The 18,295-nt window shown below is 39.8% G+C and carries 20 protein-coding genes and 1 tRNA gene; 18 read left to right on the forward strand and 3 right to left on the reverse strand.

The features are described 5' to 3' along the window. Window positions 1–280: 280 nt before the first annotated feature. Both HMPREF0766_RS00900 and HMPREF0766_RS00905 read left to right on the forward strand, forming a co-directional pair. Window positions 281–354: transfer RNA gene (locus HMPREF0766_RS00900), tRNA-Met, on the forward strand. Window positions 355–504: 150 nt separating this feature from the next. Continuing rightward, window positions 505–1,764, forward strand: a complete 1,260-nt coding sequence (locus HMPREF0766_RS00905; protein WP_002992916.1) for a phage integrase SAM-like domain-containing protein — start codon at window positions 505–507, stop codon at window positions 1,762–1,764. Here HMPREF0766_RS00905 and HMPREF0766_RS21750 read toward each other — a convergent pair. From HMPREF0766_RS21750 to HMPREF0766_RS21755, 3 genes are read right to left on the reverse strand one after another with little or no spacing between them, the layout of a single operon-like run. After that, on the reverse strand, window positions 1,726–2,037 hold the full coding sequence (locus tag HMPREF0766_RS21750; RefSeq protein WP_002992918.1) for a helix-turn-helix domain-containing protein: 312 nt from the start codon (window positions 2,035–2,037) through the stop codon (window positions 1,726–1,728). The two genes, HMPREF0766_RS00905 and HMPREF0766_RS21750, sit on opposite strands and share 39 nt — an antisense overlap. Next, the gene (locus tag HMPREF0766_RS00915) at window positions 2,013–2,378 is read right to left on the reverse strand and encodes a hypothetical protein (protein ID WP_002992920.1); all 366 of its coding nucleotides are present in this window, start codon (window positions 2,376–2,378) and stop codon (window positions 2,013–2,015) included. Before HMPREF0766_RS00915 ends, HMPREF0766_RS21750 begins: the two co-directional genes overlap by 25 nt. 1 nt (window position 2,379) lies before the next feature. Continuing rightward, on the reverse strand, window positions 2,380–3,111 hold the full coding sequence (locus HMPREF0766_RS21755) for a LexA family transcriptional regulator (protein WP_002992922.1): 732 nt from the start codon (window positions 3,109–3,111) through the stop codon (window positions 2,380–2,382). A gap of 162 nt (window positions 3,112–3,273) precedes the next feature. On the opposite strand from HMPREF0766_RS21755, the gene HMPREF0766_RS00925 reads away from it, so the two are divergent. The 16 genes from HMPREF0766_RS00925 (at window position 3,274) to HMPREF0766_RS01010 (ending at window position 18,281) form a co-directional block, all read left to right on the forward strand. Then, on the forward strand, window positions 3,274–3,531 hold the full coding sequence (locus HMPREF0766_RS00925) for a hypothetical protein (protein ID WP_002992924.1): 258 nt from the start codon (window positions 3,274–3,276) through the stop codon (window positions 3,529–3,531). Next, the gene (locus HMPREF0766_RS00930) at window positions 3,524–3,898 is read left to right on the forward strand and encodes a hypothetical protein (RefSeq protein WP_002992925.1); all 375 of its coding nucleotides are present in this window, start codon (window positions 3,524–3,526) and stop codon (window positions 3,896–3,898) included. The genes HMPREF0766_RS00925 and HMPREF0766_RS00930 overlap by 8 nt, the downstream gene beginning before the upstream one ends. Before the next feature lie 119 nt (window positions 3,899–4,017). Continuing rightward, on the forward strand, window positions 4,018–4,782 hold the full coding sequence (locus tag HMPREF0766_RS00935; protein ID WP_002992926.1) for a recombination directionality factor: 765 nt from the start codon (window positions 4,018–4,020) through the stop codon (window positions 4,780–4,782). After that, a complete protein-coding gene (locus tag HMPREF0766_RS00940; protein ID WP_002992927.1) occupies window positions 4,782–5,078 on the forward strand; it encodes a hypothetical protein in 297 nt (98 codons plus the stop codon). The genes HMPREF0766_RS00935 and HMPREF0766_RS00940 overlap by 1 nt, the downstream gene beginning before the upstream one ends. Window positions 5,079–5,083: 5 nt before the next feature. Then, window positions 5,084–6,238, forward strand: coding sequence for a hypothetical protein (locus tag HMPREF0766_RS00945; protein ID WP_002992928.1), 1,155 nt, complete (start codon window positions 5,084–5,086; stop codon window positions 6,236–6,238). 2 nt (window positions 6,239–6,240) lie between these two features. Then, the gene (locus tag HMPREF0766_RS00950) at window positions 6,241–7,410 is read left to right on the forward strand and encodes a hypothetical protein (RefSeq protein ID WP_002992929.1); all 1,170 of its coding nucleotides are present in this window, start codon (window positions 6,241–6,243) and stop codon (window positions 7,408–7,410) included. Further along, on the forward strand, window positions 7,410–7,730 hold the full coding sequence (locus HMPREF0766_RS00955; RefSeq protein ID WP_002992930.1) for a hypothetical protein: 321 nt from the start codon (window positions 7,410–7,412) through the stop codon (window positions 7,728–7,730). Before HMPREF0766_RS00950 ends, HMPREF0766_RS00955 begins: the two co-directional genes overlap by 1 nt. Before the next feature lie 505 nt (window positions 7,731–8,235). Next, entirely contained in the window at window positions 8,236–8,466 is a 231-nt protein-coding gene (locus HMPREF0766_RS22250) for a hypothetical protein (RefSeq protein WP_138944193.1), read from the forward strand. 2 nt (window positions 8,467–8,468) lie between these two features. Continuing rightward, window positions 8,469–8,846 carry a DUF3127 domain-containing protein gene (locus tag HMPREF0766_RS00970; protein ID WP_002992933.1) on the forward strand — a complete coding sequence of 126 codons (378 nt, stop codon included), beginning with the start codon at window positions 8,469–8,471 and terminating at the stop codon, window positions 8,844–8,846. A 143-nt stretch (window positions 8,847–8,989) separates the two neighbouring features. Then, window positions 8,990–10,489, forward strand: a complete 1,500-nt coding sequence (locus tag HMPREF0766_RS00975; protein ID WP_002992934.1) for a DEAD/DEAH box helicase — start codon at window positions 8,990–8,992, stop codon at window positions 10,487–10,489. Further along, window positions 10,490–13,069 (forward strand): bifunctional DNA primase/polymerase, encoded by a 2,580-nt coding sequence (locus HMPREF0766_RS00980; RefSeq protein WP_002992935.1) that lies wholly within the window; start codon window positions 10,490–10,492, stop codon window positions 13,067–13,069. Between the two features lie 914 nt (window positions 13,070–13,983). Next, a complete protein-coding gene (locus HMPREF0766_RS21760; protein WP_002992937.1) occupies window positions 13,984–14,340 on the forward strand; it encodes a VRR-NUC domain-containing protein in 357 nt (118 codons plus the stop codon). Then, complete coding sequence (locus HMPREF0766_RS00995; protein ID WP_002992944.1) at window positions 14,337–14,717, forward strand: hypothetical protein; 381 nt, start codon at window positions 14,337–14,339, stop codon at window positions 14,715–14,717. Before HMPREF0766_RS21760 ends, HMPREF0766_RS00995 begins: the two co-directional genes overlap by 4 nt. Beyond that, window positions 14,710–15,447: a terminase small subunit gene (locus tag HMPREF0766_RS21765; RefSeq protein WP_002992945.1), complete on the forward strand. Its 738-nt coding sequence runs from the start codon at window positions 14,710–14,712 to the stop codon at window positions 15,445–15,447. Before HMPREF0766_RS00995 ends, HMPREF0766_RS21765 begins: the two co-directional genes overlap by 8 nt. Then, on the forward strand, window positions 15,447–16,784 hold the full coding sequence (locus tag HMPREF0766_RS01005) for a PBSX family phage terminase large subunit (protein ID WP_002992946.1): 1,338 nt from the start codon (window positions 15,447–15,449) through the stop codon (window positions 16,782–16,784). Before HMPREF0766_RS21765 ends, HMPREF0766_RS01005 begins: the two co-directional genes overlap by 1 nt. Window positions 16,785–16,802: 18 nt before the next feature. Continuing rightward, window positions 16,803–18,281, forward strand: a complete 1,479-nt coding sequence (locus HMPREF0766_RS01010) for a phage portal protein (RefSeq protein WP_002992947.1) — start codon at window positions 16,803–16,805, stop codon at window positions 18,279–18,281. The last annotated feature ends 14 nt before the right edge of the window (window positions 18,282–18,295 follow it).

An 18,295-nucleotide genomic window follows, 5' to 3' on the forward strand; every position in this document is an offset into this window, starting at 1 on the left:
TGTTAAAAACCGTGCCATTCTTGTTTGTGAAGAAGGCCTGTAATTGGGCTTTTAAATGCAACAGATAACTCTCTTTTTGTAAGTATACAGATTTATTTTGTTTAAAAAAATAGAATAAGAATTTTATTAAAATAAATTTTTAAAATCTTTTTTCTGTGTATTTTTTTCATTTTTAGGGTTTTGTGCGTATGGACAGGCGTGAGGAGGAAAAAAAGGAGAAATTATAACTAAAATTACTTTGAATGTAAGTTGATATTGCTATATTTGCATACTCAAAAACGGCGGGGTAGCTCAGATGGTTAGAGCGCAGGATTCATAACCCTGAGGTCGGCAGTTCGATCCTGCTCCCCGCTACTAAAAGGCTGATTGAAAAATCGGCCTTTTTTATGCTTAAAGTGCGTTATTTGATAGGTTTTGTGAAGAATACATTCTGTTTACAGTGTTAGCTTTGACAACTTTTACTGTTAAAATAATTAGAAAAAACTTTACAAATACTTTACAGCCATGGCAACTTTATCCGCAGTGATTCTTGACCACCATTTTAAGGGTGATCGTACTGTTAATGTCAAAATTCGTATCACTCAAAAAGGCAAATCCGTATATATTCCAACAGATCTTTACATAGGTGCTCGAAATATTGATAATAGGGGCAAACTTAGATCAGCATATATAGATAGATATGTTTCACCTGTTCTTAATAGGTTTCGTGATTATTTGACAGAAGAAATTTCGAGGAGCTATTCAGCTCAAAGAATAAAGGATTTTATATTAAAAAAGGAAGAGCCGGTTCAGTTGGCGGAAGATATTGACTTTATAGCATTTTGCTATGAATACATCAAAGGGTTGATGGATGATGATCGAGTATCTTCAGCGGTGCCATTAAAATCTGTTGTTAATTCGTTAGCTGATTACTTCAAAGGCCGGCTAAATCCTGCAATGCTCACATCAAAGATTCTGGTAGAATATGAAAATTATTTACGGACTGACAGGACTTTAGTGAGAACGAATCAACATGGTAATAAAGTAAAAACTGTCAGCTACGGATTAACAGATGCAGGAGTATTCAAGCATATGTCCAATTTGAGGATATTGTTCAACGCATGTAAGTTTAAATATAATGATGATGACATAGGTAATATTGTAATTTTCAATAATCCTTTCGGTAAATATAAACTAAAGCCTTCCAGAAATAATAAAAAGAGAAATGTTGATATAGATCACTTAATAAAACTTTTCCGATACAAACCTGAAGGCAGGAGGGAACAACTTGCAAAAGATATGTTTTTCTTATCTTTCTTTTTGTGTGGGATAAATGCAGTGGATATTTACAAGAGTGATATGACTCCAATATCAGGGAGGTTAGGCTATAACCGAAGTAAAACTCAAGGAAAGAGAAATGATAGTGCGTTTATAAGTATTGCGGTTCCAGATGTGGTCGTAGCTTATTTTAAAGAATACAGAGGTACAATAGCCAAGAGATATAGTGACGCTAGGAACTTTACAAAAGCGCTGAATATTGGTTTGAAGCAGATTGGGGAAAAGTTAGGATTTATGCTAACATTCTATTCGGCCAGACATTCATTTGCGACAGTAGCTCGAAACAATTGTAGATGTACTAAAGATGACATTGCTGATGCTCTAAATCATGTAGTTAATGGAATGAGTATAACAGATGGATATTTGGCAAAGGATTGGAGTATTGTGGATGAAGTTCAGTCTAAAGTTTTAAAGTTTTTCTTCGATAAACTTAACAAGTCCTTCTAGTTTACTTTCTATTTGCATCAATTTTAACTCTAGCTCTGTAACTCTCATTTGCAGAGCTTTTTCTTTTACGTAACCATTTTCAGCTTGTAAAAGATCGTCAATGTTCATTCCAAAGGAAGCAAGAGCTGCAAGAACTTGAGCATTAGGTTCCATTGTGTCATTCTCAATTCTTGAAACTGTAGATTTATTGCCGTTAAATTTTTCAGCTAACTGCTCTTGAGTAATGCCTTTCATCATTCGGAAGGTCTTTATTTTTTGTCCTTTTGTTGCCATATGTATTGTAAATTTTGTGTGTTATTTCTTGATTCTTTAGAATTTAAAATGAAATGCTTATCTATCAAAAGAGCGTCTTCCATTATTATTTTTATACTTTCTGTTATACCTTCTCTTAAATCTTTATCGTCAATTGTTATGTTAATATTTATTATATTACTATTAACAAGAGTGTTAATAGTAATACTATTTGGAGTTCTTTTTCTTGTTCCCAAAATAAAGATCCCATTTTCCGGATGATGGATCAGGTAATTCCATAAATGTTCCAAAACTGCTCGTGTATTTTCAGTATCACACCAATAATATGGTTTTGTTTCATCCCATTTATTAGAAGTTGCCATTCTAATAATCCAACTCTCTCTTTATAACATTATAGATTTGTTTAACATCATCAAGATTGATTGTGAAATCAGGGTATTTCCTTTTATCCGGATTTAAGCTTGTTAGAGTCAAATCTCCTGTCTCTAGATTTTGATCCGCTATCTGCTTGACAACAATACCTTCTGTATTGTGAACAAAGATCCAGTTGGGCCACTTGTGACTATGAAGTTTACTAGTCCAATACTTACGATCGAGTTCTCTGCCAACTACAATAATTCCGCTTGGTATAGCTTCTTTTATATCTCCATTATCCATACTATCTCCATATGTTTCAAAAGCACGGTAGTTTCCTTTTGCAGGCCTATCTGTAGTAAAATAGTGTACTGGTAATTCTTCTAAAAAATGTGTATCAGTATAGTCTGTTAAATAACCTGCTTGAGCATACATAGGAACTAATTCTACTTTCATCCGGAATCTGCCTGGTGAGATCTCAACAAGTTCGCTTACTTGATCTTCTTCTATTGATCCTAAATCAAAGGCATTTCCACCCATCGCATTGAGTGAATTTATCTCAGAAGGAGTCATCTTTAAAAACTCGATGATTCTAACTTTTTCATCGGTGCTTGGGTACACCTCATGTTTTAATCTATTTCCTAAAGTTACTCGCGTCATACCTAAATAATTAGCCAATTCTTCAATTGTTATTCCGCGTTCTTTTAGGATTGATTTAATATACAATCCTTGATTTTTCATCTTTCAAGTGTGTTTTAGCAAAAAATATTGTACAAATGATAAATAATATTTGCAAATGATAAATATCAATATTACATTTGTATTGTCAAAGTTTAACAAAAGTAAATAAAGTGTGTTCAAAATGCAAAAGAAATTTATCAATCATTCAAAATTAAGAATAGTATGGAAGCTATAACTAAGCCTACTTGGCCTCAATCATGGCGTGAAAAAATGGATCGAATGGAAATAGGTGAAAGTGAACCTGTGGACCAAAGGGTTGTAAAATCTGTAAGATACATCGCAAGCAAGCATTTTCACTCAGCGAAGGCACGAAGTAAAAAGCGATTCACAGTAAAAAAAGATCCGATGCATCCAGGTAAGTATAAATTATGGAGAAAGGAAGATGATGCCCTTAAGGAAGGAGGTTTAAACAATGATTAGTTTACTAGCAACTCAAAGTAGAGATGTAACACTTGTTGAAAATCAATCTACAATAGCAAAGGTACTGCGGTCAATGGCAAAATTGACCGCTACCGAAATGCTGACTATGACAGGAGGGCTTAAACCATATATAAGTAAAGCTGAAGCTTATAAGATGTATGGAAGAGGAAAGGTAGATAAATGGATTTCAGATGGGCATTTGTCTATCAGTCAGGATGAAGTTGGGACCAGCAGTAAAATGAGAATCAACAGGGGTGAAATTGAAGCGTTGGCAGAAGCTGACGACTTATTAAGCTATCAAATTGAAAAGGATAATGAGTCCAGAGCTAAAGAAAAAATTGCTAAGTCAGGTAAAAGATCTGCTTAGCGAAGTACATAGCGCATTAGAAGATGTGCATGAAATTAAAGTTCAGTTGGGGATGACGGCAAACTAACCAACTGAATATTGTAAAACAGCCTAAAGGCTACACTTAACAAATATTTATTATGAAAGGACGAATTTCAACGGGAACTGTACAAGGTAGTACGTTGCCCGAAATCGGAAGAATTAAGGTAGGTATGAAAACCGAACGTGGTTTGCCTACATCATTAGACTATTTCCGGGCTACCGGAAAGTTTGCAACTCATTTCGCCTCGCTAGTGGGTGATAAGCCCACCGAATTGCACATTGCTTTTGTTAGTAATAATCTTAGTGAGGTGTGTAATGAGCAATTCGAGGCATGGGATAAAGGCAAGAGACTTGGATGGGGAGACGGTTCGACCTTTACTGTTTGGAATCCTTCAGGGGGAAAAGATAATAAAGGTGCCTATGAGTCTGATTTGGCACCGACCGATCCAAAGGTCGGTGCTATCAGGAAGTTTTTTGCGCGGACGCTGACTTTACGTTTTGTCCTCCTTAAAATGAAAGGTGTTCTTGGATACTGGACATTTCAAACGAAGGCCAAAGAGACAACGATCCCTAGTATTGTGAAAGCATTTGATATGGTGATGGAGCGTAGTGGAAGCATAATTGGTTTCCCGTTCTCGCTTGTGGTGGAGAAGGTGCAGTCGTACACTCCCGGTATGGCAAAGAACTATCCAATAGTTAAGCTTATCCCAAATTTCACAGAAGAAACTATCGAGCAGGTACGTGCCTATGTTGAATCGGGCGGTGAATTGAACCGATTAACCACCAACATGATCACCAGCGGAAGTTTGTTGCAGTTGGGTTCGGGAAGTGGTGTAGCTGTAGCAGTTGAGGAGGTGAAGTAATGGAATTTAAAGGGACAAAAGACCAGTGGTTAATTGATGGTAATTTTGACATGAGTGATAATTACCGAAAGTTTATTAGAGATTCTAAAGGCAATATTCTTTTCGATGTATCCACATTGTTGGATGGACAGAACAATAAGAAAAAGATTAAAGAAGCCCATGCTAATGCGCAATTAGTTATTAAGGCGCCTGAGATGCTAGAAATGCTAAACCATATATTGGCATTGGCGAAATGTGGCAACATCGTTGAAGCCTACAAAATTGAAGAACTAATCAAAGCAGCAACCAAAATATAACCCCTATGTCAATTACATTCGAAAATATTAATACAGAGTGGTTCAACGATACAGCGCTGAGACTACCATCATATAAAGTAGGCCGCGTCAACTTCGGCCAAGGTCGTTCATACATTCGTTTAAATGAAGATGGAATTCCCGTCGATAGTCCGCTACGGCTATACACCAGTCTAACCACCGCAATCAATGCTTGCGCACCTATGGAGCAGCCATTGTTGGAATGGTATGTTAAGCACGGATTGAAAGAGGCCGGCAGACTGCTAGAGCTAAGTCAGAATTATGGCACATTGATGCACTTGGAAATAGGCAAGTTTCTGATCAATGGGCAATACGACTTTGATGCTGTTGATACGGTGGTTGATGACTATTTGGCCGAAAACAGCTACTATCAGCCGGACACCAAAGAATGGCCTGAAAAGCTTCGCAATGATTTAGCTGCATTCATTCAGTTCTATTTGGATTACCAAATTGTGCCGTTAGGTATTGAATACGTCCTGCTGTCGGAGAGAGGTTACGGAACCTTGATCGACTTAGTTTGCAACATGACTATTCAAGTAGATGGCTACTCAGATACCGAGGTTTACAAGTCGGGTCCGAGAAAAGGCCAACCCAAAGAAATCAAAGTGGATAAAACCATCCGCGCAATCATCAACTTCAAGTCAGGCCGCCACGGTTTCTACCGAACCAATGGACTGCAGCTTGAAGCCGAGCGTCAATTATGGGAAGAAAACTTTCCGGATCTTCCACTGGATGCCGCATGCAACTGGTCGCCTAAAGAATGGAGAGGTGAAACGCCAACTTATAACTTTAAAGATTGGACTGGCGATATCACCACTGCAGAGGTCGATGCGATTATGACTCTTGCGGATATTAGGTATGCTAGCAAGGCTGAAAGTAAGACATACACTACCATTGGCGGGGTATTCTCAATAGCCGACCGTGAGAAGGGGCTGTCCTCGGTTATCCTTCGGGAGGGTATTGGTGAATTTGTTGGAAGGAAGTTTGGAGTTGCGGAGGAGACGATGGAGCCGATACAGAGGGGCGGTGATAAAACTCAGAATTACGTTGAAAAATCTTATAAGGCTGCTCAGAATATCGATCCACTTCCAAAGAAGTCTACTGTTATTAAAGAACCAGTTTCTGATCCATTACCGTTTTAATTATGGCAACACAAGAAAATCAAACCACAGGTCTAGCAATACACCTGTCCCAAACAGACCTGCAAAGTGCAGGTGCTGTTTATAATACTTCGATAGAATATCTTGGGAAGCGCAAATCGAAATTCGATTCACTTATTGCGAAGGCTAATGCCAATGGTGATAAACTTCCGAAAGAATTGGATGACGAGTTGATGCAATATCAAGTCACAAATAAAAAAGCCGTTTCTTCCATCGAAGCACAACGCAAGCCGTTTACCGAAAAAGCACACGCTTTCATTAAAGCATTCACAGCGATCGAAAACGAGTTGGGAAAAGACTTATACGACCCAATTCAAAAATTGCGTGACAAGTCTGCAAAGATTCACGCGGAAGAAGCAGCTGAAGCTGCACGTAAAGAACGAGAGGAACTTCAACGCAAGCAAAAGAGGATTGATGACATAGCCAGTTTGGAGACTCAGTTAAGGAATGGATATGCGGCTTTGCTTGGCGAAACAAAGCGTACTATTCTACAAGTGTACAGTAATTTCAATTTGGCAAACGCTGAGGAAGCCAAGGCAGTTATTCAATCTTTCGTCAACGCCAAGCTTTCAAATGAAGCGTGGGAAACTATTTCGTTGGTTGGATCGGAGGAGTTGATCGGCGAGGTTCGCACAGAGGAGCGTTTCGCTACTTGCTCAGCTCATTTTACTAGCGAGGTAACCAAATACGCAGAATATATCCTTGAAATGTTCCCTAATCGCGTTGCCGAGTTAGAACAAGGTATCGCTGACAATAAAGCAGCTGAAGAGCTAAAACAAAAGCAGGAGCAAGAAGCTGAGGAAGCTCGATTGGCCGCAGAAAAGCGAGCCGCAGATGAAGCAGCCAAAGCAAAGCAACAAGCAAATGTTACTGTCATGGTGGCGCAGGCAAATCGCCAGGAGGAAGCTCCAAAAACAGTTGAATCGTATGCAGTGGTGGTGGGCAGTGTAGATGGTTGGCGCGCTGTGATTGAGTATTACTTGACCAACAGCGGCACAACCGCGGAAGATCTTGCAAAGGTGAAACTAGATAGTATGCGCATGTTTGCTGAAAAGCAGGCCAAAGCTACTGGTGAAATGGTTGAACATAAGGACGTGGTTTATGAGCCTAAATACAAGGCTGTTGCACGTGTTAGTAAAAAGAGGGCTGCGTAATGGGGAAGAAAGAAATATTAAGACGGCTAGCCGCTTTGGAAGATGCAGTTGGCATTAGTGAGGAAATTGAGTTTGCTGATGGTTCAAAAATAAAAATCGATAATCGTGTTGAAGACAAAAATGGAAGAGTTGGAGATGTGTGTAAGTTTTGGGATTACGACTCAAGAGATTATGTTATTGGCGTAATGACTGGATATTCTCCAAGTTTATTTGTTATACCTACAACTTACTATTGCAATGGTCTTAGATTTTTGAACGCAATTAGATTGAATAAAAGTGAAGTGGTGGAACTACTTTTTGGGAAGGAGATTGGAGGATGATACACTTAATCTATATTTATTTTATCGCTAATGCATTTATGACGGGATTAGCGATCGGGTACAGGGAAGGTTTATTGCAATGTATTATTTGTGTGCTCATTGGACTTCCATATTATTCAATTGTTTGCCTCTATTGTTTCACTGAGGCATTAATTTGTTGGCTTGATAAAAAATTAATTATCAAAGGGTGGTACCGACTACGTTTCACTGACTACTTTTCCCGAATGAATGAGACGACTATTGCAATAAGAAGAGCTCAATATTTTGGAGAAGCCAAGAACTTAAGAAAAGCTAACTGGTATGATAGGTTCTTTCTACGTCAAATTGATAAAAAATACGGCTACGGCATCACGAAAGGAGACCCCAAACCATGAACCAAGTCCACCTAACACAAGACCAAGCCGAGGAAATGTATTATCAGATAAATGCGTATTACCTTTTCTTGCAGTGCGCCGAAAACGTTGACAAATGTTTCTTCGAACCGATTAAGTTTTGGAATCCGTTAATGAATAATCATCTGCGAAAAGCACGTGAAAGCTCTGTTTTCCTGCTCAAAGAGTTCAGAAAGCATTTCAAACCGAAGGACAATGATACCGTACAATTCGAAGCGCCTGCGGAACTATATCGAGCGATGGACTTCTTTTCCAGACTAGCACCGGAAACCATTTCGGATATCATGGATAACCTGGAAGCGGAGCATAAATCAAAACAGAATAAATTACAAAAAGCAGTATAACAATGGAAATTAGAGGTAAAGTACACGAAGTTGGAACAACAGAACAAGTGACAGAATCATTTAAAAAACGCGATATGATAGTCGCTTATGCGGAGAATCCGCAATTTGTAGAGTATATCAGATTTGAAGCTACACAAGATCGGACATCAATTTTCGACAACCTAGCTATCGGGCAAGAAGTCGAAGTATCTTTCAATCTCCGTGGCCGCCCATGGACTAACAAAGACGGTGTGACAACCTACTTCAACAGTCTTGTGGCATGGAGGGTCACTAAACTGGGTAATACCACATCGGCTCCACCATCATCAGGATATGCAGATATGCCGCCGGCACCTGTGGATATTTCCTCAGGAAGTGACGACGACGATCTACCATTCTAATCCGAGTCCGAAGTTACTAAAAGCGGTGACTGTGGAGGGCAAACCCTTTCACCGCTTCATTTAAAAAATCTCTAACAAAAATTTATCCGCATGACAAATCATGTATTGATTTTTTGCGCGCTACCAGAAAGTGAGGTAGTGGCATGAAAGTTATGCTACCAACATTAAGACCATATCAAGCTGAATTTGTAAAAAACTTAGCTGTGGCCCTGAGGGATCACCGGCGGGTCATTGCTTGCGCTCCGACAGGATCCGGAAAGACCAAAATGTTTATTGACATTGCTTACAAGTCAATTTCGAATGGCCGAGCCGTCGTTATCATCAGTGAGACTACCAAGATTTTCGACCAGATTATTGGTGAAGCAGGAGGGATTGAGATAGCCAACGGTAAAAAGCACGTCCATATCAAAGCCGGGCAACTATATATTGCAATGGCCCAAACACTCACGCGGCGCCCACTGATACTGGAGCAACTTGCGCAATTGGAATTTCCGCCACTTATTATTGTCGATGAAGCCCATATTGGGACACCTTCGAATATTATCCGTCGTTTGATCGAGGTAAGTAATCCGTATATCCTTGGTTTTACCGCCACTCCCGATGGTAGAGTTGCTAAACATCTCACGGAGCTATATAATACTTGTGTTGTATGTTGTCAGGTAGACGAACTAATCCAACAAGGTTTTCTTTGTTCATATCAACATCTTGCACGCACTAAAGCTGATACCGATATCCTCGAAATGCGCAATGGAGAATATACAGAGCAATCGCAGACCGCAGCCTTTTCAACCGCAGCGGTGTACGATGGTATTTTCGAAGATCTCCGTTCAGCTACTTTTAAAAAGTGTATGATTTTCGTTTCGTCCATCAAACATGCGCGTGAAATGAATGAGCGACTACTTGCCGGGGGATTCGAATGCGTAGAGTACCACTCCCAACTTGAAAATGGTTCCTATGAATTAGCAAAATTTACTGAACTGGGACTAGCAAATATTTGCGTATCGGTAGCGAGTTTGACAAAGGGTTTCGATGCTCCGGCTGTTGATTTGGTTATTCTCAACCGCGCAACAACCTCGTTACCTCTATATCTGCAAATGATAGGCCGAGGATCAAGGCCTGTTTGGGCACCCGATGGCATGCCCCTGAAAGCTCACTTTCGCGTGCTCGACTACGGCGGCAACTGGGAGCGTCACGGCTTATACTTTGAAGACCGCGATTGGGAAAACATGTGGGAGGTTACAAAGCGTTCCAAGAAAGGTGAAGGTGTTGCACCCGTGGCCCTATGCCCTTCGTGCGAATCCATCATTTCAACAACGCAACGTATCTGTCCATTCTGTGGACACGAACGGCCATTGACCGAAAAGGAACTGGAGCAAGGGGAATTGGTGGAAGTCACTTCGCATTACACCTCGCTCATAGGCAGAAAGATCAGCGAACTCACTCCGATTGAACTTGCCATTTATGCAAAGATGAAAAAGAAGCAGGTTTTTGCGACACGTGTTGCTAAAGCTAAAGAGCAAATGCACAAGGGCTTTCTTTCCGCATTCGGAGCTGCTATGGGATACAAGTCTACTTGGGTTGATATTCAATCTAGAATGATTGGATCAATGCCAATTGAATTTACTGACATACAATTACGTTAAATGCAAGAGCAAATTAGGATGGCTACTTTGTGGCCACAAATAAAACAGCTTATCGACGACGGGTGCTCATTGATCCCTGTTCGCGATAAAGATGAAGGGGAAAGGCCTGCAAAGACTCCCTGCATAAGCGCATGGAAGCAATACCAAACCGAAAGGATGGATGAGGGTGCTTTATGGCAGGCTATGCAAACCTATGGTACTTCCGCTGTTGCTGTTGTAACTGGAGAAGTTTCCGGCAGACTTGAGCTTATTGATATAGATAGTAAGTACGAGCCAGGTATCGAAGCACTAGTGCTGAAGGATATAGAAAAATTATACCCTGATCTATACCCAATACTTCGCATTCATGCAACACCTTCCGGAGGAAGGCATATCATTTACCGAATTGAGGATGGTGATGTTGAGGGAAACCAAAAGCTAGCGGGACGTGAGGCAACAGAAGCGGAACTGCAGGATCAGCGCAAAAAGGGTCGCAAGCGCTTATCTACTCAGGTGAATTTCCTAGAGACACGCGGCGAAGGCGGGTATTTTCTTTATCCTCCATCGATGGGCTATTCTGTCATTCAGGATGTGCCTATACCTCAATTAACTTGGGAGGAACGCTGCGGTATTATTAACCTATGCCGATCATACAACCGTTTGGTAAAAATTGAACCAACTCCTAAACCAACCAAAAAGGAAGATGACTGGTACACGACCAACCCGTTTGAAGATTTCAACGAGAACTGCGATCCTGTTCAACTCATCGAGGAATTTGGATGGAAGCGCACCAAGCATTTTTCGGATAGGTTCTTTTGGTTTACGCGCCCCGGCAAAGATAAGGGAGTTTCCGCTTCATTTAATCGTAGTAAGCGTGTGTTCTACATCTTTACGAGCTCAACCGAGCTTGAGCCAACACGAGGTTATAATCCTGCAAGCATACTGGCCGAGCTTCGTCACGGAGGAAATAAGAAAGAGGCTTACCACGACTTAGTAAAAAGCGGTTACGGTAAAGTTAAGAGGCAGATAGAACAAGCGGTAATTAAAAAGGCGGCAATCAAAGGCACCGGCATTCCATCCAACTTTAGTGACGAAGCAAAGGCGGACCACATCCAGTTAGCTGAAAAGTACAATGAAGATCATCCGCACGGAACCTTTTGGGAGTACAACAAGCAGGGGGATTTCGTTATCAACCTTGAAAATCTGCTCACTGTGGCTGTCGAGCTTGGCTTCAGGTCATTTAATGGGACCGTCGTGCAGGTCAATGGAAAGTTCGTTACAACTGTTGATGATATTTATTTCTTCGACACAATTAAGGATTACATCAAGGAGGATAATGAGGATGTGGCCATTGAAATAAAGAATGTTTACGAGCGATTTCTTAAGACTTACGGCAGCTTTATAACCTCTAAACGCCTTGCTGCATTCGATGACGAGGATATTCTTACGGATTCCGCGGACGCTTGCTATAAGTTTTATGCAAATTGTTTTGTTGAGATAACTGCCTCGAAGATTCGTATAAAACCCTACGAGGAACTTTCGGGTTACGTTTGGTCGCATAAGATGCTGGATCGTGAATATCATATAGAGAGGCAATCAAGCAATCTGTACGAACAATACCTTATTAATTCGACATCGGTCACTGGTAAGATCGATCCGCACGTCAAAAACATCATCGGATGGCTCTGCCACGACTACAACTCCGCGGCCCGCCTTTACATGGTGGTGATGACAGAGCGTGTTTTGGATCCCAAAGAAGGTGGAGGATCAGGAAAGAACATTTTTGCGGGCCTGCTGGCCAATGTTATCGGGATGTCTACAGCTTCGGGATCTATGGTCAAATGGGATGATAAGTTTTATGCTGTTTGGAAGCCGGGAAACCGACTGTACTTCGTTCCTGATCTGCCTAAAGTCATCGACTGGACGTTTTTAAAGAATGCTATTGAGAACCCGCTAATAAATAAAAAGTACGATCGTGAGATATCGATCAATATGCAGGAAACACCGAAGCTCTTGCTCAATACCAATTATTCATTTGCAGATGTCGATGGGGGATTAAAACGCCGTATACGCATTGTAGAATTTACGGACTATTACACAATTAATGGCGGCGTGGACACTGTGCATGGGAAGTTATTCCCTGCCCCAGGTTCAAAGGGAGATTGGGCGCAAGAAGATTGGAAGGGCTTTGATGATATGATCCTGCACTGCATTCAACATAATCTCGCCGCTAATGGTAAGATTGAGAGTGTTGATTTATCGGAAACTGGATGGATCAAGAAGTTCATCACGATGTATGGAGAGGATAACTACGATTTCATTCGCGACAACATCCAAAATTGGGTTAAATCGGATTATGTAAAAGCCTCAGATTTTCAGGTGCAATATGATAATCATATTAGCGAATTGAAGGAGCGTTATAAACTCGGTAAGAAGAAGTTAATGTCGGCCGTCAAGGAGTTTTGCGAACGGTACGATATTAATTTTGAACAAAGTATGGTAAAACGTATTGCACATGAAACTGTACGTACTCACATATTTACTGGGAATTGGGAACAATTTAATGTATATCTAGATGAGGATGACGGAATACCGTTTTAAATTGGCGCCTGAGCTTGGCAACTTTTGAAAACTTTATTTTACATTTAATTTTTCAAATGATAAATAATTTATACATTTGTATCGTTAACCCAAGGGGTTGATAGGATTGGAGTATAAAGTAGCGGCCGTCGTCGGCAAAACTTCGGCCGCTTTAATCACACTTAACAATGTAATTTATTATGAACTCGCAAATTAACAAAAGTAAATCAATGTATTCACGATGTTTCTTAAATGACACTTTAAGAAACATTCATAATGAAGTTCCAAATACCTCTGATAAGGTTTTAAAGAGGTGGAATGATCTAAAAATAATTTATGAATCATCCTTAAAGAAAGAAGATACTAAAGATGCAATATTAGGAATTATAATAATCATACTATCGATACTCCTTCTTATAGGATTAATAATAATTCTATCAATGATACATACTTAATACTAATCAATAATTCTTTGACGTGCCGTCATGCTTCCCATAAGTATGACGGTTTTTTGTTACAGTTTTTTATAATTTCTGTTACTTTGTAATTTATTGATAATCAGCTATATTACATAAAATTACAAAAATACACCCCTTTTTCCCAAAAACCCTATAATTATTTTTAATGTATATGTCATTTACATACGTATATCCTTAATTACGATTTACTTTTTTTATGATTATACAAAAGTTTATAAAAACACCTTAGATTGAGTAACATGATATTTAATTAATTGATTTTGTGTTATTTACGATGGTTAGATTTTGTAATATTGTTTGAAACTTTTCTTAATTTGCGTAACAAGTCACAGTTTTAATTATGAATTGTTATTAATTGTTGCTTTTTGTGTTGCTTTTATGCAATAATTAGAAACTATGCTTATTTTTGTGAGTATCAGGGAGGTCAAAGTACCTGGTTCATAAATTAAGTGTGTTATGTCAGAAATCCAGTTACAATCTAAATGCTTTCAATGGTTGTGGAATAACTACCCACAAACACGACGTAAGTTTTTTCATGTACCTAATGGTGGTAGTCGCAATGCTGTAGAAGGTATGCAGCTAAAAGCATCTGGTGTTGTAGCTGGTATTCCTGACTGTGTGCTAATCCACATGGGGAACGCTTACGGATTCGAAATGAAAACCCAATCGGGTAAAGTTAGTCCGGAACAGCAAAAAGTACACAAGGTTTGGCAGGATGATGGAACACCCGTTTACATCATTCGCTCTTTCGAAGAGTTCCAGTTTGAAATCTTTACCATAATCGGTGAACCAAAAAAGGAGGTAGCGGCATGATAGCATCAACCATCCACATCCAATCTTATCTAGCTGCGCATTATCCTGATGTAGCCGAAGAAATCATCACTAAACTTACATCTATAAAGTGCAATCCTAAGTTAGTTCGTAAGATCTCTTCTCTAGCAACTGCAGAAGAACACTGGGAATATCAATTAAAAACTATAGCTGCGGTATTGGTCTTGTGTAGTCCTGAGACCATTCATACTAAAAGCAAAGTTCGCAACGGAATTGCTGTATCTATATCCAATGTTCTTGGAGTTTCCCGGCAAGCAGTTTGTCATAAAGTAGACCGGGCGCGTCATTACTACCTCAACGTAGCAAGGGTTCGGGAGGCTGTAGATTATATTGTAAAGGAGGTAAGAGGATATGAGTGAGGAAAGGGAAGATCTTACTGAAAAGCAAAAGCTATTTTGCCAAGCTTATTTGGATAATAATTTCAATGCTACAAAGGCAGCTACAGCTGCTGGGTATAGCAGAGATAGTGCTCGCTTTATTGGTCATGAAAACCTAACAAAACCCTACATACGCAAAGAAATCGACCGGTTGGCAAAAGAGCAGACAATATCAGCCGATGAGACGGTCAAGCTCATTTCTGATATAGCAAAATTTGATATTAAAGATTACTTGATCACTAGGAAAGTAGAAAGGTCAGACCGGGTAAAAAAACCTTTAATTGATATTATTCAAGAAGTTAAAGACCAAATATCATTTGAAGAGGAGTTTGTCCGTAGAGTTCCTATAACCGATAAGGAAGCGCAAAAATCTTATGATAAGATGATCGCTTCTTTAAATGCTAAAGTTGTACGCCTTGAGATTGAACTTGAAAGAAATCCAAAAGCGCATAGAATTGTCCATGGTGAAACCAAACTTGTTGATGAAGTTGAACTTGACTTGGTAAAACTTAAAAAAGATAAAGAATCGGGGAGGATAAAATCATTTAAGTACGGCAAATATGGTATTGAAGTTGAATTTTATTCTGCTGCTGACATGGCAGTAAATATGGCCCGTATTTACGGTAAGTTTAAAGATAACCTTAATGTTGAAGCGAACGTAAACGGATCAATAAGGCCAGAGAATTGGTTAAAATTACAGGAGGGTAAGTAATGGTAGTTGTAAAGGATAAATTTCAACCGATTTATACTGATAAGGATCATTTCATCATTTTAGTGACAGGAGGCCGTGGATCAGGTAAATCATTTGAGGTTTCTACCTTTGTTACTAGACTTACTTTCGAAGCCGGTCATAAAGTTTTATACAGTCGTTATACGATGAAATCGGCAGATATATCCGTTATTCCTGAGATTAAAGGAAAGATTGACTTAGATGGAGTGTCGCAACATTTCACGGTTAAATCAGAGGATATTGTCAATGAATACTCAAAGAGCGAAATCATGTTTCGTGGTATCAAAACATCATCAGGAAACCAAACTGCAAACTTAAAATCTATTGAAGGTCTTACGACGTTTGTGGGGGATGAGATGGAAGAATGGCAGAGCGAAGACGATTACGATAAACTAATCCTTTCCATTCGTAAAAAAGGAATACAGAATCGTGTAATCCTGATTATGAACCCTTCAGATGATGAGCATTTCGTTTATAAAAAATATATCCAAGATACACATCGTGTTGAGGTTATAGATGGTGTAGAGGTCCAAATTTCCACTCATCCAAATGTACTTCATATTCATACATCTTACCTGGATAACATTGAGAATGTCAGCGAAACTTTTCTTGCTGAAATAGCTGAGATCAAACGTAAAAGTGAAAAGCAAGCCCATCAAGCAGCTATTGCTGAGTTTCCTGAGGTTCATAGTGAAGAATATAAAAGGGCGTACCACCGGGCTTTTCAACGTACAAAATATGCATATGTTGTTATTGGCCGTTGGGCTGATATTGCAGAAGGTGTAATATTCACTGATTGGGAAGAAGGAGACTTTGATGAAAGTTTGCCTTACTTATATGGTCAGGATTATGGTTTCTCTATTGATCCAACAACACTTGTAAAAGTAGCTGTTGATGAACGTAGAAAGCGAGTATATGTCCAGGAGAAATTCTACAGTAAGTCTCAACTGAAATTGCAGAATGTATATAATATGAATTTAGCCTACTTAGACTATCCAAATGATTTAATAATAGGTGATAGTGCAGAGGATAGGCTAATTGCAGACTTGGCAGGATTGGGTTTGAATATTGAAGAATGCGACAAAGGTCCTGGAAGTGTTAAGGCAGGGATAGCAGATTTACAAGATTATACTATAGTCGTTAGTCCCGATTCTCCAAATATTAAGCGCGAGTTGAAAACATACGTTTGGAGTGATAAAAAAGCTAATATACCTGTCGATTCAAATAACCATACTATTGACCCAATCAGATATGCAAAGCGTAGACATAAGAAGGGTATTAACGGTTTTGACGACTCAGTAATTGGAATGTTTGGGTAACCCCAATAATATATAGTTATGGCAAAAGAAATTAAGGTGGCAACTGCTGCCATTGATCCAAAGATAATTGAAGAACTAGGTAAGGAGTCAGCTCCTGCTTATGAGGTTAAGAAGGAAACCGATATAAAGGAGCACAATATATATGATGAGCAACTGAGGAAACTCAAGACAGTAGTCAAGAAAGTAATAGGGCCTGATGGTAAGCCTGTGATGATGGCGGATGGAAGAACGCCAACAACAACTACAACCTACGTCGATCCTGCTCGACTTCCTTTAGCGCTGCAGGAGATCATCGTTACCAGAAGGGTCGCGTTTATGAACTTGGGTAAAGCGAGGCTATATGCGGAGCCGGCCAAGGGTGCCCAGGAAAAGGCTTTCAACCTATTGCAACGTTTGAGGGAAAATAATAAAGTTGGGTACAAGGAATCGGAGATTGCAAAGCTGTTGAACAAGGAACTGCAGGTTGCTAAGTTGTGGTATTCTAAGGTGACTGATGACGCGAGCCACTGGGGAGGTTTGAGTAAGGTTGCTGTTGACTATAAAATGCAGATCCTAGCGCCAAGTAAAGGCGACACTCTTCTTCCGGTGTTTGATGCAAATGGTGATTTGACTTACTTCGGTAGGCAATACGATCGTCGTAAGTCTTTAGAAGAACTTGCCGGAGAAACCAGTGGTGGGGACAAGACAGTGAAGTGCTTTGATATCTACAGTTCTGATCGTCTTCTTAAGTTTGAGCAAGGAGGATCCGGTGGAGGAGCTGAAGGTGGGTGGATGTTAGTTGCATCAGTGGATTTGCCATACAAAAAGCTTCCAATTATCTACTACTCCAAAGATATCCCGATTTGGGCCAATGTGCAACCATTGATAGAACGATTGGAAACAGTGATATCAAACTTTGCTGATACTAACGACTACCACGCTTCTCCGACTTTAGTGTTCAAAGGTGCAACGGGTGCCCAAGCTCAGGAGAAAGGTGAAAGTGGCAAAGCTGTATTGCTGACTGGTGAGCACGCTGACGCGAAATACGTCACTTGGGATCAATCCGTTGCTGCGGTTGAATTGGAAATTGATACATTGGTGAACTTCATCTACTCTCTTACCCAAACACCAAATATCAGTTTTGAAGAAATGAAGGCGTTAGGCGATCTTTCAGGTGTTGCTTTCGATCGGGTTTTTATTGATGCCCATTTAGCCGCTAGTAATGAGATTGATGGGGGATATGGCGAACTGTTACAGCGTAGTGTGAACCTGGAGAAGGCGTTGCTGGCAAGTATGGATACTGGTCTTACTGCTGCATTGCAGGAACTTGCTGTCACCGTTGAGGTGCCAAGGTTCAAGCTCGACGATTTGGATGCTGATGTTGATCTTGCAATCAGAGCTAAGGACGGTGGATTAATTTCAGTGGAGACTGCTATTGGAATGTCTGGGTTAGTTACAAATGTGCAAGAGGAGATAAAAAGGATTAATAAGCAATCTGATTTATCAATTGATAAATAAATGTAAAATAAAAT

Source organism: Sphingobacterium spiritivorum ATCC 33861, assembly GCF_000143765.1.
GTDB lineage: Bacteria > Bacteroidota > Bacteroidia > Sphingobacteriales > Sphingobacteriaceae > Sphingobacterium > Sphingobacterium spiritivorum.